The sequence below is a fragment of the Streptomyces sp. STR69 genome (assembly GCF_024519455.1).
Taxonomy (GTDB): domain Bacteria; phylum Actinomycetota; class Actinomycetes; order Streptomycetales; family Streptomycetaceae; genus Streptomyces.
Map to the genome: position 1 here is coordinate 59,496 of NZ_JALJRY010000033.1, position 15,018 is coordinate 74,513.

At 70.0% G+C, this 15,018-nt stretch carries 14 protein-coding genes; 7 read left to right on the top strand and 7 right to left on the bottom strand.

What is annotated here, in order from left to right; all coding sequences use genetic code 11:
* Window positions 1-41 precede the first annotated feature (41 nt).
* A complete protein-coding gene (locus OC490_RS40840) occupies window positions 42-1,172 on the bottom strand; it encodes an alpha/beta hydrolase (RefSeq protein ID WP_262063107.1) in 1,131 nt (376 codons plus the stop codon).
* A 224-nt stretch (window positions 1,173-1,396) separates the two neighbouring features.
* Here OC490_RS40840 and OC490_RS40845 point away from each other — a divergent pair, with 224 nt between their 5' ends.
* The 6 genes from OC490_RS40845 (at window position 1,397) to OC490_RS40870 (ending at window position 6,552) form a co-directional block, all read left to right on the top strand.
* Window positions 1,397-3,208 carry a phosphatidylglycerol lysyltransferase domain-containing protein gene (locus OC490_RS40845; protein WP_262063108.1) on the top strand — a complete coding sequence of 604 codons (1,812 nt, stop codon included), beginning with the start codon at window positions 1,397-1,399 and terminating at the stop codon, window positions 3,206-3,208.
* A 119-nt stretch (window positions 3,209-3,327) separates the two neighbouring features.
* The gene (gene folP, locus OC490_RS40850) at window positions 3,328-4,236 is read left to right on the top strand and encodes a dihydropteroate synthase (RefSeq protein ID WP_262063109.1); all 909 of its coding nucleotides are present in this window, start codon (window positions 3,328-3,330) and stop codon (window positions 4,234-4,236) included.
* A complete protein-coding gene (locus OC490_RS40855) occupies window positions 4,233-4,736 on the top strand; it encodes a nuclear transport factor 2 family protein (RefSeq protein ID WP_262063110.1) in 504 nt (167 codons plus the stop codon). The genes folP and OC490_RS40855 overlap by 4 nt, the downstream gene beginning before the upstream one ends.
* 268 nt (window positions 4,737-5,004) lie before the next feature.
* Window positions 5,005-5,364 carry a dihydroneopterin aldolase gene (gene folB, locus OC490_RS40860; RefSeq protein WP_019070215.1) on the top strand — a complete coding sequence of 120 codons (360 nt, stop codon included), beginning with the start codon at window positions 5,005-5,007 and terminating at the stop codon, window positions 5,362-5,364.
* A complete protein-coding gene (folK, locus tag OC490_RS40865; protein ID WP_262063111.1) occupies window positions 5,361-5,972 on the top strand; it encodes a 2-amino-4-hydroxy-6-hydroxymethyldihydropteridine diphosphokinase in 612 nt (203 codons plus the stop codon). The genes folB and folK overlap by 4 nt, the downstream gene beginning before the upstream one ends.
* A gap of 91 nt (window positions 5,973-6,063) precedes the next feature.
* A complete protein-coding gene (locus tag OC490_RS40870; RefSeq protein ID WP_262063112.1) occupies window positions 6,064-6,552 on the top strand; it encodes a DUF3180 domain-containing protein in 489 nt (162 codons plus the stop codon).
* A gap of 83 nt (window positions 6,553-6,635) precedes the next feature.
* Here the strand turns inward: OC490_RS40870 and folE are convergent, their stop codons facing one another.
* From folE to dacB, 6 genes are all read right to left on the bottom strand, one after another.
* Window positions 6,636-7,241: a GTP cyclohydrolase I FolE gene (gene folE, locus OC490_RS40875; protein ID WP_262063113.1), complete on the bottom strand. Its 606-nt coding sequence runs from the start codon at window positions 7,239-7,241 to the stop codon at window positions 6,636-6,638.
* Window positions 7,242-7,373: 132 nt separating this feature from the next.
* A complete protein-coding gene (gene ftsH / locus OC490_RS40880; RefSeq protein WP_262063114.1) occupies window positions 7,374-9,407 on the bottom strand; it encodes an ATP-dependent zinc metalloprotease FtsH in 2,034 nt (677 codons plus the stop codon).
* A 186-nt stretch (window positions 9,408-9,593) separates the two neighbouring features.
* The gene (hpt, locus tag OC490_RS40885; protein WP_019070220.1) at window positions 9,594-10,154 is read right to left on the bottom strand and encodes a hypoxanthine phosphoribosyltransferase; all 561 of its coding nucleotides are present in this window, start codon (window positions 10,152-10,154) and stop codon (window positions 9,594-9,596) included.
* Between the two features lie 65 nt (window positions 10,155-10,219).
* Window positions 10,220-11,260 (bottom strand): tRNA lysidine(34) synthetase TilS, encoded by a 1,041-nt coding sequence (tilS, locus tag OC490_RS40890; protein ID WP_019070221.1) that lies wholly within the window; start codon window positions 11,258-11,260, stop codon window positions 10,220-10,222.
* Between the two features lie 193 nt (window positions 11,261-11,453).
* The gene (locus tag OC490_RS40895) at window positions 11,454-12,575 is read right to left on the bottom strand and encodes a zinc-dependent metalloprotease (protein WP_262063115.1); all 1,122 of its coding nucleotides are present in this window, start codon (window positions 12,573-12,575) and stop codon (window positions 11,454-11,456) included.
* Window positions 12,576-12,655: 80 nt separating this feature from the next.
* The gene (dacB, locus tag OC490_RS40900; protein WP_262063116.1) at window positions 12,656-14,359 is read right to left on the bottom strand and encodes a D-alanyl-D-alanine carboxypeptidase/D-alanyl-D-alanine-endopeptidase; all 1,704 of its coding nucleotides are present in this window, start codon (window positions 14,357-14,359) and stop codon (window positions 12,656-12,658) included.
* A gap of 79 nt (window positions 14,360-14,438) precedes the next feature.
* On the opposite strand from dacB, the gene OC490_RS40905 reads away from it, so the two are divergent.
* A complete protein-coding gene (locus OC490_RS40905) occupies window positions 14,439-14,930 on the top strand; it encodes an inorganic diphosphatase (protein ID WP_019070224.1) in 492 nt (163 codons plus the stop codon).
* Window positions 14,931-15,018: the final 88 nt, after the last annotated feature.

The following is a 15,018-nucleotide window of genomic DNA, read 5'->3' on the forward strand; positions in this document are numbered from 1 at the left end:
ACAGCCACTCCTATTCTCTCGCCTCAGTCGAACGGTCACTTTCAGCCGTTACCGAGCCGTCCGCTCAACCACTCCAGGGTCGCCGGGATCTCCCGTCGCCAGGTGTTGAAGTTGTGACCGCCGCTGTCCAGGATGATCGACGCGATACGGGTGGAGTTGTTGGCCCGCACCTTGTCGATGAATTTCAGGGTGTCCTTGTAGTTGTGCTCCCCGGCCTTGCTGCTGGTGACGAGCAGTGAGGTGTCGGGCGCGGGCCGGTGCTTGAGGTACCACCACAGGTTCGCCTCGTTCCGCAGCGTCTCGTCTCCCTGGAAGAGGTCACCGGTGGTGGGGTCGATCGGCGCCTTGTAGTACGGCGAAAGGCCTGCGCCCGCCGCGTACACCCCGGGGTGGTGCATGGCGAGTTTCAGGGCGCAGTAACCGCCCGTGGAATCACCGACGATGCCCCAGGTCCCGGGTTTTTTGCCCACCCTGTAGTGGGCCGTCACGGCATCCGGGAGGTCCTTGGCGAAGAAGGACTCGGTCCGCGGTCCGCCCGGGACGTCCACGCACTCCGTGTCGCGCGGCGGCGCCACCGTGGGCCGCAGCATCACCAGGATCATCGGCTGCATCCGGCCGTTCTTGGCCAGCTGCAGTGCCGTGCGCGGGTAGTTGAGCTTGTCGACGAGCGCCTGGGCGGTGCCCGGGTACCCCGTGAGGACGACCGTCGCCGGGAACGTGCGCGTGCGGTACCGCGGCTGGAAGTACTCCGGCGGCAGATAGACGTAGGCGGGGGTGGCGATGTGGGTCGTACGGCCGACTATGTCGACGCGCTGCACCTGGCCCACGCTGCTCGGCAGGGAGGCGCCGCCCGGGGCGTCCACCCGCCGGGTGCCGACCACCTGGAGCGGGCCGTCGGCGCCGCGGAGCGCCGTGTGGTCGACGACCACGCCCTGGCCGGTCTCCCGGCCGAACAGGTCGGACCAGCTGGCGTAGAACCCGAAGGCCTGGTTGGCGCCGAGGCCGACCGAGACGAAGAGCACCAACTGCGTTGCCAGCAGCAGGCCCACGCGCCCGCTGACGGCTCGCCAGTTGCGCCGCGCCAGCCTCGGCCACAGCCATACCGTGCCGACGAACAGCAGCACGGCGCACACGAACGCCAGTGCCAGCACTTTGTTGCTCGTGAGTCCCATGAACTGTCCCCGCCTGCGCTTTCCGCCCTGGCGACACGCAACCTTCGCGCGCGTTTGCCCCGGGCTTTCCACTGCCTTTGAACCGGCTTTCCGGTGAGGAAGGAACCTCCTTCCCCTAGACACCGTCCTAGAGGGCGCAATGTCGCCGGATGCCCGAATCGGGCCCGGATCCAAGGTCTCTCGCAGAACTACGGGATGCGATGTCTGTCAGGATAGATGGGGAATTGTCGGGTGGGGTTCCGAGCCGGTCAGGCCGGGTCCGGCGCATAGTCCGAGGTCCGCGCCCCGAGGTCGTTCCCACGCTCGTCGCCAGGGCCTGCGCCCTTGTCGGCCTGCTGGACATCGCCGCGGGGGTGTTCCCGCGCTTCCGGCACAGCCGTATGCACACCATGGCGGAGGTGCTGCCGGGTGCGCTCGGCCCCTTCGCCGCGGCGCTCTCGCTCAGCGTCGGTGTACTGCTGCTGCTCCTCGCGCACGGGCTCAGGCGGCGCAAGCGCCGGGCCTGGCGTGCCGCGGTGGCATTGCTGCCGGCGGGCGCGGTGGCGCAGTTCGCGTACCGGCACTCGGTCATAGGAGTCGTGATCTCGGCCGCGCTGCTGGCGCCGCTGCTGATGCACCGCGACGAGTTCCGCGCGCTGCCCGACCCGCGCAGCAGGTGGCGTGCGCTCGCCAACTTCGTGCTCATGGGCGCCGGTTCCCTGGTTCTCGGACTGGTCATCGTCAGCGTCCACTCCAAGCGCATGGTCGGCGACCCGAGCCTGGCCGACCGGATCAGTCACGTCCTGTACGGCCTGTTCGGCTTCGAGGGCCCGGTCGACTACGTAGGGGCCACCTCCTGGACGGTCGCCTTCTCGCTGGGCGCGCTCGGCCTGCTCACCGCCGTGACGACGATCTACCTCGCCTTCCGGCCCGAACACCCGGCCGCGCGGCTCACCCCGGAGGACGAGACGCATCTGCGCGCCCTCCTGGAGAAGCACGGCCGCCGCGACTCGCTCGGCCACTTCGCGCTCCGTCGCGACAAGGCCGTCGTCTTCTCGCCCAGCGGCAAGGCGGCGGTGACGTACCGCGTCGTGTCCGGGGTGATGCTCGCCAGTGGTGACCCCATCGGTGACGTGGAGGCCTGGCCGGGTGCCATCGAGCGGTTCATGGACGAGGCGAAGGCCCACTCCTGGACGCCGGCCGTCATGGGCTGCTCCGAGACCGGCGGCGAGGTGTGGACCCGCGAGACCGGCCTCGACGCCCTCGAACTCGGCGACGAGGCGGTGGTGGACGTAGCGGATTTCTCGCTCGCCGGGCGCGCGATGCGCAACGTGCGCCAAATGGTGAAGCGCATCGAGCGGGCCGGCTACGAAACCCGGGTACGGCGTGTACGTGACCTCGGCGAGGGCGAGCTGGAGCGGATCCGGCTCGCCGCGGAAGCCTGGCGCGGCACCGACACCGAACGCGGCTTCTCCATGGCGCTCGGCCGCATCGGCGACCCCGCCGACGGCGACTGCTTCATCGCGACCGCCCACAAGGCCGACGAACAGCCGGGCGAGTACGGCGACCTGAAGGCGATCCTGCACTTCGTGCCCTGGGGCACCGACGGCATGTCCCTGGACCTGATGCGCCGCGACCGCGCGGCCGACCCGGGGATGAACGAACTGCTGATCGTCGCCTCCCTCCAGGCGGCGCCCAAGCTCGGCATCACGCGCGTGTCGCTCAACTTCGCGATGTTCCGCGCGGCCCTCGCCCGCGGCGAGAAGATCGGCGCGGGCCCGGTGCTGCGCGCCTGGCGCGGGCTGCTGGTCTTCCTGTCGCGCTGGTTCCAGATCGAGTCCCTGTACAAGTTCAACGCCAAGTTCCAGCCCCGCTGGGAGCCGCGCTTCGTCGTCTACCGCGCCTCAGGCGACCTCCCCCGCATCGGCTTCGCCGCGATGCAGGCCGAGGGCTTCGTCAACCTCGCCCTCCCCCTGCCCCGCTTCCTCCGCCGCCGTACGGCCATGGCTCCGGCCTGCGCCCACGGTCTCGCGGAACGGGATGTGCGGGCCGCTTGACCGATCGGGCCGGTCCGGGCGAGCACCCCGCCTCCGGGCGGGGCGCGACCGCCCGGACCGGCCCCTTCGCGTTCGGCCCACAGGACCGTCACCCCTCCCCCAAGGCCTACGCTGAACGCATGAGCAAGCAGAGCGGGCGCGGGCGCGTCGCGGGCCTCCCGGAATGGGACCGGTGCGCGGTCATGGGGGTCGTGAACGTCACCCCTGATTCCTTCTCCGACGGCGGTCGCTTCTTCGACACCACGGCAGCGGTCAAGCGCGGCCTCGGCCTGGTCACCGAGGGCGCCGACCTCGTGGACGTCGGCGGGGAGTCCACCCGCCCCGGCGCCACCCGCGTCGACGAGGCCGAAGAACTCAAGCGCGTCATCCCCGTGGTGCGGGGCCTCGCCTCCGAGGGCGTCACCGTCTCCGTCGACACCATGCGCGCCTCCGTCGCCGAACAGGCCCTCACCGCCGGCGCCGTCCTCGTCAACGACGTGAGCGGCGGTCTCGCCGACCCCGCGATGATCCCGGTCGTCGCCGCTTCGGGCGCCCCCTTCGTCGTCATGCACTGGCGCGGCTTCCTGGAGGGCGGCAACGTCAGGGGCGTCTACGACGACGTCGTCACCGAAGTCGTCGACGAACTGCACGCGCGCGTGGAGGCCGTTCTCGCCGGAGGCATCGCCCCCGACCGTGTCGTCGTCGACCCGGGCCTCGGCTTCTCCAAGGACGCCGAACACGACCTCGTCCTCCTCGCCCACCTCGACCGGCTGCTCGCCCTCGGCCACCCCCTGCTCGTCGCCGCCTCCCGCAAGCGGTTCCTCGGCCATGTCCTCGCCGGCCCCGAGGGAGCGCCCCCGCCCGCGCGCGAGCGCGACGCCGCCACCGCCGCCGTCTCCGCGCTCGCGGCGCACGCCGGCGCATGGGCGGTGCGCGTCCACGAGGTGCACGCCACTGCGGACGCCGTACGCGTCGCACGCGCCGTCGAGGGAGCGCGCGCCCTCGGCGCCCGCACGGCTTCGCGCATCAGCTCCGAGGGAGCCCGGTGAGCGCCCCCCACACCGACGTCGAACAGGTCGAACTCGCCAACACGGCGTTCTACGAGACCCTGGAGCGCGGCGACTTCGACGAGTTGTCCGACCTCTGGCTCACCCCGGCCGACCTGGGCGTCGACGAGGAGTACCACGACCCCGCGGACACCGGCGTGATCTCCTGCGTGCACCCGGGCTGGCCGGTGCTCACCGGACGCGGCGAGGTCCTGCGGTCGTACGCGCTGATCATGGCGAACACCGAGTACATCCAGTTCTTCCTGACCGACGTCCACGTCTCGGTGACCGGCGACACCGCGCTGGTCACCTGCACGGAGAACATCCTCAGCGGCGGCCCGGCCCCCGACGACAGCGACGAACTCGGCCCGCTCGTCGGCCAGCTCGTGGTCGCCACGAACGTGTTCCGGCGCACCCCCGAGGGCTGGAAGCTCTGGTCGCACCACGCGTCGCCGGTCCTGGCCGAAAACGACGAGGACGAAGGCGACGAGTCACCCTCCTGAGCGGGTAGGCGGCTCCAGAGGAGTCGGCCGGAACCCATCAGGACCAAGAAGTGGTTGGAATCACGAACCGGCGGGTAGGGGCGGCTACCGACCCATGAGCCGCCGGGTTCCCCGGGGGAAACGGTCGGCGAAACCTGCGGGCCCGGACGGCGCCCACGCCCTCGCGGCCCGGCACTGTCAGTGCCCGCAGGTAGATTCGTTCGAGGCCGGTGTACCGCCCGCACCCGGTACGAACCGGCCACCACCGACGATTGCAGGAGTGATTCGCGTGGATCGTGTCGCGCTGAGCGGCCTCAAGGCCCGCGGGTACCACGGCGTGTTCCCGAAGGAGCGCGAGGAGGGCCAGACCTTCATCGTGGACCTCGTCCTGGGCCTGGACACCCGGCCGGCCGCCGCCGACGACGACCTGACGAAGACCGTGCACTACGGCATCGTGGCCGAGGAGGTCGTGGCCGTCGTCCAGGGCGAGCCGGTCAACCTCATCGAGACCCTCGCCGAGCGCATCGCGCAGACCTGCCTGAAGCACGAAGGGGTGGAGGAGGTCGAGGTCCGCGTCCACAAACCGGACGCCCCGATCACCGTCCCCTTCGACGACGTGACCGTCACCATCACCCGGAGCCGAGTATGACCTTCTCGTTCACCGAGGGTCACAGCGACCCGACCGTCCAACCGGTACCCGCATCCGTAGTACGGCAGGTGGACGCCGCCGACACCACCCTCAGCAACCCCAGGCGTGCCGTCATCTCCATCGGCGCCAACCTCGGCAACCGCCTGGAGACCCTCCAGGGCGCCATCGACGCCCTGGAGGACACCCCCGGCGTCCGCATCAAAGCCGTGTCACCCGTCTACGAGACGGAGCCCTGGGGCGTCGAACCCGGCAGCCAGCCCTCGTACTTCAACGCGGTCGTCGTCCTCAAGACCACTCTGCCCCCGTCGTCCCTCCTGGAGCGGGCGCACGCGGTCGAGGAGGCCTTCCACCGGGTCCGCGAGGAGCGCTGGGGCGCGCGCACGCTCGACGTCGACATCGTCGCGTACGCCGATGTCGTCTCCGACGACCCCGTGCTGACGCTCCCCCACCCGCGCGCCCACGAACGGGCCTTCGTGCTCGTCCCCTGGCACGACGTGGAACCCGAAGCGCAGTTGCCCGGCCGCGGCGCGGTCGCCGCCCTCCTGGACGACATCACCCGTGACGGGGTCGCGCCGCGCAAGGACCTGGAACTCCGGCTGCCCGAGTAGTCGTTAAGGTCGAGACGACCACAAACGCCGAACGCCCGCCCCGGCGGACGGACGGGCAGGCCCATCGGGCCGGGGGAGCTGAAGGGACACCGTGAGAGAGCTGCGGATCAGGATGCTGGCCGGCGTGTTCGTCGTCGCCGGAGTGCTGTCCTGGGCGGGTGCGCGACTGTGGAGCGCTGTGGGGACCCTGCCCAGCGTCCCGCTGGCCGCCCCCGTCGTCCTCGCCGTGATCGCCGTCGTCCTGCTGGCCACGGCGCTCTCCCTGCGCGCCCGCCTCAAGGCACAGCGCGAGCGCCGCCCCGGCGCCAAGGGCGTCGACCCCCTGATGGCCGCCCGCGCGGTCGTCTTCGGTCAGGCCAGCGCCCTGGTCGCCGCCCTCGTCGCCGGCATGTACGGCGGCACGGGCGCCTACCTCCTGGAGTCCCTGGACATCCCGGCCCGCCGCGACCAGGCCATCTACGCCGGCTTCTCGGTCCTGGCGGGCATCGCGGTCATAGCGGCGGCGATGTTCCTGGAGCGCGTCTGCAAACTCCCGGAGGACGACGACAACAACACGGCGGGGGCGACACCGGTCACCTGATCGCACCGTTCACGAGAGGCGCCCCACAGGGGCGCGGGGAACTGCGCGATCAGCCACGACGGACCCGCACCCGAAGTGAACCGTCAGCGAGCCATGATCAAGCTCATCGCCTCATTACGGGTAGCCGAATCCCGCAGCTGCCCCCGCACAGCCGACGTGATGGTCTTGGCCCCCGGCTTCCGCACCCCCCGCATCGACATGCACATGTGCTCGCACTCGACGACGACGATGACACCGCGCGGTTCCAGGATCTCCATCAGGGAGTCGGCGATCTGCGTGGTGAGCCGTTCCTGCACCTGCGGCCGGCGGGCGTAGACGTCCACCAGCCGGGCCAGCTTCGACAGCCCCGTGATCTTGCCGTCGGCGGACGGGATGTAACCGACGTGGGCGACCCCGACGAACGGCACCAGATGGTGCTCACAGTTGCTCAGGACCTCGATGTCCTTCACGAGGACCATCTCGTCGTGCCCCAGGTCGAACGTCGTCGTCAGCACGTCCTCGGGCTTCTGCCACAACCCCGCGAATATCTCCTTGTACGCCCGCGCCACCCGCGCCGGCGTCTCCCTCAGCCCCTCACGATCCGGGTCCTCGCCGACCGCGATCAGGAGTTCTCGTACGGCGTTCTCGGCGCGCTTCTCGTCGAAGACGCCGATCGTTCCCTCGCCGTCCAGCGTCACGGGGTCGGTCATGTCGTGCCTCGTTCCTGTGCGGGTCACGCGTGTGCGGACACACGCCTCAGTTGCGGGCATATGGAAAAGCCGCGCCCCCCAGGCTAAATCCAGGGGGGCGCGGCTTCCATTTCGGGCCGTGTGAGACTCGCGTCAGTTCTCGGGGCGGTCCTCCGGGGCCTTCTCCAGCGTGGGAGAGGACTCGGCGGTCGCACCGGCGGTGATCGCGGGACCCGCGCCGTTCGACCCGTTCGTCAGTGACAGCTCCTTGGGGGAGAGCACCGGCGGGCGGGTGGACGGCGTACGGCGGGAGGAGCCGGTCCACGAGGGGCGGGCCGGGCGCTTCACGATGGGAGTGAAGACCTCGGCGATCTGCTCCTTGTTCAGCGTCTCCTTCTCCAGCAGCTGGAGCACGAGCGCGTCGAGCACGTCACGGTTCTCGACCAGGATCTCCCAGGCCTCGTTGTGCGCGTTCTCGATGAGCTTCTTGACCTCTTCGTCGACGAGCGCGGCGACCTCTTCCGAGTAGTCGCGCGGGTGCGACATCTCCCGGCCCAGGAAGGGCTCGGTGTTGTCGCCGCCGAACTTGATCGCGCCGAGGCGCTCGGTCATGCCGTACTGCGTGACCATCGCGCGGGCCGTGGCGGTGGCCTTCTCGATGTCGTTCGCGGCACCCGTGGTCGGGTCGTGGAAGACCAGTTCCTCGGCCGCGCGACCGCCCAGCATGTAGGCCAGCTGGTCCAGCATCTCGTTGCGCGTGGTCGAGTACTTGTCCTCTTCGGGCAGGACCATCGTGTAGCCCAGAGCACGGCCTCGGGAGAGGATCGTGATCTTGTGGACCGGGTCGGAGTTGGGGGAAGCCGCCGCGACCAGGGCGTGTCCGCCCTCGTGGTACGCGGTGATCTTCTTCTCCTTGTCCGACATGATCCGGGTCCGCTTCTGCGGGCCCGCGACCACACGGTCGATCGCCTCGTCCAGCATGGAGTTGTCGATCAGCTTGCGGTTGCCTCGGGCGGTGAGCAGGGCGGCCTCGTTGAGGACGTTGCTCAGGTCCGCGCCGGTGAAGCCCGGCGTACGGCGCGCGACGGCCGACAGATCGACGTCCGGTGCGACCGGCTTGCCCTTCTGGTGGACCTTGAGGATCTCCAGACGGCCCTGCATGTCCGGGCGGTCGACCGCGATCTGGCGGTCGAAGCGGCCGGGGCGCAGGAGGGCCGGGTCGAGGATGTCGGGCCGGTTCGTCGCGGCGATGAGGATCACGCCGCCCTTGACGTCGAAGCCGTCCATCTCGACGAGCAGCTGGTTCAGCGTCTGCTCGCGCTCGTCGTGACCGCCGCCGAGGCCGGCGCCGCGATGGCGGCCGACCGCGTCGATCTCGTCGACGAAGACGATCGCGGGGGCGTTCGCCTTGGCCTGCTCGAACAGGTCACGGACTCGGGAGGCACCGACACCGACGAACATCTCGACGAAGTCGGAACCGGAGATCGAGTAGAAGGGCACCCCGGCCTCGCCGGCGACGGCGCGGGCCAGCAGGGTCTTGCCGGTGCCGGGGGGGCCGTACAGGAGTACGCCCTTGGGGATCTTGGCGCCGACGGCCTGGAACTTCGCCGGCTCCTGGAGGAACTCCTTGATCTCGTGCAGTTCCTCGACGGCCTCGTCGGAGCCCGCGACGTCCGCGAACGTCGTCTTCGGGGTGTCCTTGGTGATGAGCTTGGCCTTGGACTTCCCGAAGTTCATGACTCGGGAGCCGCCGCCCTGCATCTGGTTCATCAGGAACAGGAAGACGACCACGATGAGGACGAAGGGGAGCAGGGACAGCAGGATCCCGACGAAAGCGTTCTGCTTCGTCGGCGACACCGTGTAGCCGTCCGGAATCTGCTTGTCCTGGTATTTGGTCTGCAGCGTGGACGCGAGGTCCACGCCCTGGTCGCCGATGTAGCTCGCCTGGATCTTGGAGCTGCCCTCGACCTTGGCGCCGCTCTTGAGCGTGACCTTGATGGTCTGCTCGTCGCCTGTGGTGATCTTGGCCGACTCGACCTTGTTGTCATTGATCGCCTGGACGACCTGGCCTGTGTCCACCGTCTTGTAGCCGCCGGACGAGCCGACGACCTGCATCAACACGACCACGGCAAGGACGGCCAGCACGATCCACATGACCGGCCCACGGAAGTATCGCTTCACGTCCATCCATACGGAGCGAATTCGCTCCGTCCCTCCTGCCATAGTGAGTTTGATAAAGACAGTTCTTCTGACCGTACCCCAGCAATGTTGCCCGAAGTCGCACGGGACGGCTGGGAGACGTGTCTGCATGCTCCAACGGCGCGAAACCCGCTGGGGTTCCCGATCGTCTTACAGGGCTTGGGCCGAGTGGCCCTAGCCGCCGTAGACGTGCGGCGCGAGCGTACCGACGAACGGGAGGTTGCGGTACTTCTCGGCGTAGTCGAGGCCGTATCCGACGACGAACTCGTTCGGGATGTCGAAGCCGACCCACTCCACGTCGATGGCGACCTTGGCCGCCTCCGGCTTGCGCAGGAGGGTGCAGATCTTCAACGAGTCGGGCTCGCGGGAGCCCAGGTTGGAGATCAGCCAGGACAGCGTCAGACCGGAGTCGATGATGTCCTCGACGATGAGGACGTGCTTGCCCTTGATGTCGGTGTCGAGGTCCTTGAGGATCCGCACGACACCGGAGGACTGGGTGCCCGCGCCGTACGACGACACGGCCATCCAGTCCATGGTGACGGGGGTGGACAGTGCCCGGGCGAGGTCCGCCATGACCATCACCGCGCCCTTGAGGACGCCGACGAGCAGCAGGTCCTTGCCCGCGTACTCCGCGTCGATCTTCGCGGCGAGCTCCACGAGCTTCGCGTCGATCTCTTCCTTGGTGATGAGCACCGACTGGAGGTCGTCACCCATGTCTTTCGCGTCCACCCGCATCACTTTCGGTCGTCCAACCGGCTACTACCTGGCCCCGCCCCCGGAGGCCCGGAGGGGGTGTCGATTCAGCCTTGCCGAATCACCAGTCTGCCACCCTGGCGCTGGGCGACGACCTTGCCCGGGAGATTGATGGCTCCCTGGCCGCGCCAGCCGGTGATCAGGCGGTCGACTTCCTCGATGTGCCGGGCGAACAGCGAACCGGCCGGGGCGCCTGCCTGGATGGCGGCGCGGCGCAGGACGCGGCGGCGCACGGCGGGCGGCAGGGCGTAGAGCTTGGCGCACTCCAGGAGGCCGGTGGCGTCCCGTACGGAGGCCTCGGCCTGGCTGGCCCAGGTGTCGAGGGCGTCGGCGTCGTCCCGGGAGAGCTGCGCGGTACGGGCGAGCGCTTCTACGACCCCTTTGCCGAGCGCCTTCTCCAGGGCGGGCAGGCCTTCGTGGCGCAGCCGGGAGCGGGTGTAGGCGGGGTCGGCGTTGTGCGGGTCGTCCCAGACGGGCAGCGACTGGACCATGCAGGCCTTGCGGGCGGTCTGCCGGTCGAGCTGGAGGAAGGGGCGGCGGTAACGGCCGTCGGCCCCCGAGACCGCGGCCATTCCGGACAGGGAGCGGATGCCGGAGCCGCGGGCGAGGCCCAGCAGGACGGTTTCCGCCTGGTCGTCGCGGGTGTGGCCGAGCAGGACGGCGGCGGCGCCGTGGCGGGCGGCGCAGGCGTCGAGGGCGGCGTAGCGGGCGTCCCGGGCGGCTGCCTCGGGGCCGCCCTCGCGGCCCACGGTCACGGCGGTGGCCTCGACGGGGTCCAGGCCCAGTTCGCGCAGGCGCAGGACGACCTCGTCGGCGCGCAGGTCGGAGCCTGCCTGGAGGCCGTGGTCGACGGTGATGCCGCCGGCCCGGATGCCGAGTTTGGGTGCTTCGAAGGCGAGGGCGGAGGCGAGCGCCATGGAATCGGCGCCGCCGGAGCACGCCACGAGCACGAGCGGCGAGGGCGGGCGCTCGTGCGGGGTGTGCCGGGAGGCGCCGACGGTCTGCAGGGCCTCGTGGTCGGTGAGGATGTCGTGGAGGACGCGGCGGACCGCCAGGCGTATCGCCGCGACCGCAGGATGGGGACCCATGTCCGGTTCCCTTCATGAAGTTTTCGGGGGGTTGGCCCGAGATTCGGTCACTCAGAGTGTGTAGATGGTGACAGAACCGGGGCGTTCCCCGAGCATCGCACGCCTACCCATCGCTCACGGTCCCTCGGACGGGTGATTGCGGGGGCGTTCGCCTGCCGTCGGCCGAATCCGTTTCACCACATCCGCGACCGGTTCACGACTCGGCCTTGCGGTGCACCCGCGCGACCCAGTCCGCCGGTTTGGCGATCTCCGTCTTCGTCGGCAACGTGTTCGGGGAGGTCCAGACACGGTTGAAGCCGTCCATGCCCACCTGTTCGACGACCGCGCGTACGAACCGCTCGCCGTCCCGGTACTGCCTCAGCTTGGCGTCCAGGCCCAGCAGTTTGCGCAGCGCCGAGTCCAGCCGGGAGGCGCCCTTGGCGCGCCGCTGCTGGAACTTCTCGCGGATCTCCGCGACGCTCGCCACCACGTCCGGGCCGACGCCGTCCATCACGAAGTCGGCGTGCCCCTCCAGGAGGGACATCACGGCGGTGAGCCGGCCGAGGATCTCCCGCTGCGCGGGCGTCTGCACGATCTCCACCAGGGACCGGCCCTCGTCGTCCTCCTCGCCCTCGGGCCGGCCGCCGGCCAGCGACTGGGCGGCCTCCCGGATGCGCTCCAGGACGGTCATGGGGTCGACCTCGGTCTCCCCCAGGAACGACTGGATCTCGCCCTCCAGGTGGTCACGCAGCCAGGGCACGGCCGTGAACTGCGTGCGGTGCGTCTCCTCGTGCAGACACACCCACAGACGGAAGTCGTGGGGCTGTACGTCGAGTTCGCGCTCCACGTGCACGATGTTCGGCGCGACCAGCAGCAGCCGCCCGCCCTTCGCCCCCGCCGGCAGTTCGCGGGTGGCCGGGGCGAACGTCTCGTACTGGCCGAGCACGCGCGAGGACAGGAACGACAGCAGCATGCCCAGCTCGACACCGGTCACCTTGCCGCCGACCGCGCCGAAGACCGCGCCGCCCGGGGTGTTGCCCCGCCGCTCCTGCATCTTGTCGAGCAGCGGCTTGAGGATCTCCCGGAACCCGGCGACGTTCGCCCGCACCCAGCCGGGGCGGTCGACCACCAGGATCGGGGTGTCGTGGATGTCGTCCGTACCCATCCGGGTGAATCCCCGGACGTGTTGCTCCGAGGCCTTCGCATGCCGGCGCAGCTCCGCGACGACGGCCCGGGCCTCGTCACGGCTCACCTCGGGGCCCGGCCGCACAAGTCGGGTCGCGGTCGCCACCGCGAGATTCCAGTCGACCATCTCGGCACCACCGATGCTCGTCATGCGTCAACCGTACGTGAGCGCTGCCGCTTGGGGCAGGGCACGACGGTCGGCAGGTGTGACGGCCTGTCCGAACGGCGCCGTCAGCGGTCCTGACTGCAGCCGCAGGCCGCCAGCGCCGTTGCCGTGTGGTCCAGGGCTGCCTGGGCCTCCAGGGTGTTCGTCGTGTCGGAGGCCAGGAAGGCGAAGGCCAGGAGTTGGCCGTCCTTGTCCACGACCGTGCCCGCCAGCGTGTTGACGCCCGTCAGGGTGCCGGTCTTGGCGCGTACGACACCTGCCGCGCCCGTGGCGTCCGTGTAGCGGGTCGTCAGGGTGCCGGTGAAGGCGGCGATGGGGAGGCCGGTGAGGACCGGGCGGAGTTCGGGGTGGGCCGGGGCGCCGGCCTTGACGAGGAGGGCGGTGAGGAGGTCGGCGGTGAGACGGTCGTCGCGGTTCAGGCCGCTGCCGTCGTTGAACACCGCTCCCTTGACCGGGAGTTGAAGCTTCGTCAGCTGGGCGGCGATCGCCGCGGCGCCCCCGTTGAAGTCGGCGCGCCTGCCCGTCGCGACGGCGGTCTGGCGGGCCAGGGCCTCCGCGATGTCGTTGTCGCTGTTGGTCAGCATCCGCTCGACGATGTCGGACAGGGGCGGCGAGGAGACCGAGGCGAGGGTGTCCGCGCGGCCGGTCGCCTTCGAGGGACCCGGAGACGTGGTCCTGATGCCGTGCTCCTCCAGGAAGCCCGCGAACTTCTTGGCCGCGTCCGTCGCCGGGTCCGTCACACGCCGCACCGGACCGCTGGAGGAGTCGTCGGTACGGCCCTCGTCGGCCGTCAGGGCGCTGACCGGGGCGAGGTTGTCGTTGGCCCCGATCGGGTGGAGTTCGGAACCGGCGTACAGGGTCGTGTCGTACGACAGCGTCACCTCGCGCACGCCGCGCTTCTTCAGGGCGGCGGCCGTGTCGTCGGCCAGGGTGCGCAGGCTGGCCCAGCCCTCGGCGTCCTTGTGGGCGGTCAGGGTGGGGTCGCCGCCGCCGACCAGGACGAGTTCCTTGGTGTCGGGCTCCAGGGCGGTACGGGTGGTGAAGCGGTGGTCGGCGCCCATCGCGGAGAGCGCGGCCACGGCGGTGGCGATCTTCGTGGTCGAGGCCGGGGTCAGGGCGTCGTCGGCGCCCACTCCGTAGATGCGCTTTCCGGTCGACACGTCCACCACGGCGGCCGTGTGGCGGGTGCCGAGCGCCGCGCTGTCCAGGAGGGGGTTCAGGACGTCCGCGAGGGCCGTGCCGGTCGGCGCGGACTTCACCGTGCTCGCGGAGCCGCCGAGGGCGACCAGGACGGATGCGGCGCTGGGCGCGGGTCGGGGTGCCTTGGCGGACGTATCGGAAATACGGCCGTGATCTACGCCACCTGAACGTTCCTGTGCGACTGCGTGGTCCCGCTCGGCCGTACGCTGACCGGAGGAGTCCCAGGGACCGGCGGCGGTCACCACGACGGCGGCCAGCGCCATCCCTGCGGTGGTGGCGACGGCGGTGAACCGCCAGGTTCTGTCGGGCCGCGGCAACTTCGCGATCCGCGGTGACACGGTTCGGACGAGCCGGGCGACCTGCGGTGACACTGCGTCAGTGAGTCGCGTGACCCGGGGTTTCACGGCCTGGTTGATCCGTACGACCTGGGGCTTCACGGCTTGCTTGACCCGTGTGACCTGCGGTTTCACGGATTGCGCGGCCCGCTTGAGACGGGGCCGGACGGCTCGCGCGACCCGCGCCACTTGCGGTCTCGCGGCCCGCCAAGGCCTCAGCTCCGGCACGACCACCAGCCCCTTTCGCGATCACACACCTGCGTGAGGGACACTTAACCACCAGAACTATGTGCTGATCATGGAGGAGCCACCGGTGGAGTTCGACGTCACGATCGAGATCCCGAAGGGTTCGCGGAACAAGTACGAGGTGGACCACGAGACCGGTCGGATCCGCCTGGACCGTCGACTCTTCACCTCGACCAGTTACCCGGCCGACTACGGCTTCGTCGAGAACACTCTCGGCGAGGACGGCGACCCGCTGGACGCGCTGGTCATCCTGGAGGAGCCGACCTTCCCCGGCTGCCTCATCAAGTGCCGCGCGATCGGCATGTTCCGGATGACCGACGAGGCCGGCGGCGACGACAAGCTGCTGTGCGTCCCGGCGTCCGACCCGCGTGTGGAGCACCTGCGTGACATCCACCACGTGTCGGAGTTCGACCGCCTGGAGATCCAGCACTTCTTCGAGGTCTACAAGGACCTGGAGCCCGGCAAGTCGGTCGAGGGTGCCAACTGGGTGGGCCGTACGGACGCCGAGGCGGAGATCGAGCGCTCGTACAAGCGACTGAAGGAGCAGGGCGGCCACTGAGCCCCCTGTCCGTAGACGGGCCGCACGCACACACGCGTGCGGCCCGTTTGCATGTCTGTGCGCATACTGAGGATCACCGGAGGTGTCG

Bases quoted from the DNA above. Each gene is read 5' to 3' on its own strand.
- OC490_RS40840 (WP_262063107.1), bottom strand. From the start codon at position 1,172: ATGGGACTCACGAGCAACAAAGTGCTGGCACTGGCGTTCGTGTGCGCC.
- folP (WP_262063109.1), top strand. From the start codon at position 3,328: ATGAGCAAGCAGAGCGGGCGCGGGCGCGTCGCGGGCCTCCCGGAATGG.
- folK (WP_262063111.1), top strand. From the start codon at position 5,361: ATGACCTTCTCGTTCACCGAGGGTCACAGCGACCCGACCGTCCAACCG.
- folE (WP_262063113.1), bottom strand. From the start codon at position 7,241: ATGACCGACCCCGTGACGCTGGACGGCGAGGGAACGATCGGCGTCTTC.
- ftsH (WP_262063114.1), bottom strand. From the start codon at position 9,407: ATGGACGTGAAGCGATACTTCCGTGGGCCGGTCATGTGGATCGTGCTG.
- hpt (WP_019070220.1), bottom strand. From the start codon at position 10,154: ATGCGGGTGGACGCGAAAGACATGGGTGACGACCTCCAGTCGGTGCTC.
- tilS (WP_019070221.1), bottom strand. From the start codon at position 11,260: ATGGGTCCCCATCCTGCGGTCGCGGCGATACGCCTGGCGGTCCGCCGC.
- OC490_RS40895 (WP_262063115.1), bottom strand. From the start codon at position 12,575: ATGACGAGCATCGGTGGTGCCGAGATGGTCGACTGGAATCTCGCGGTG.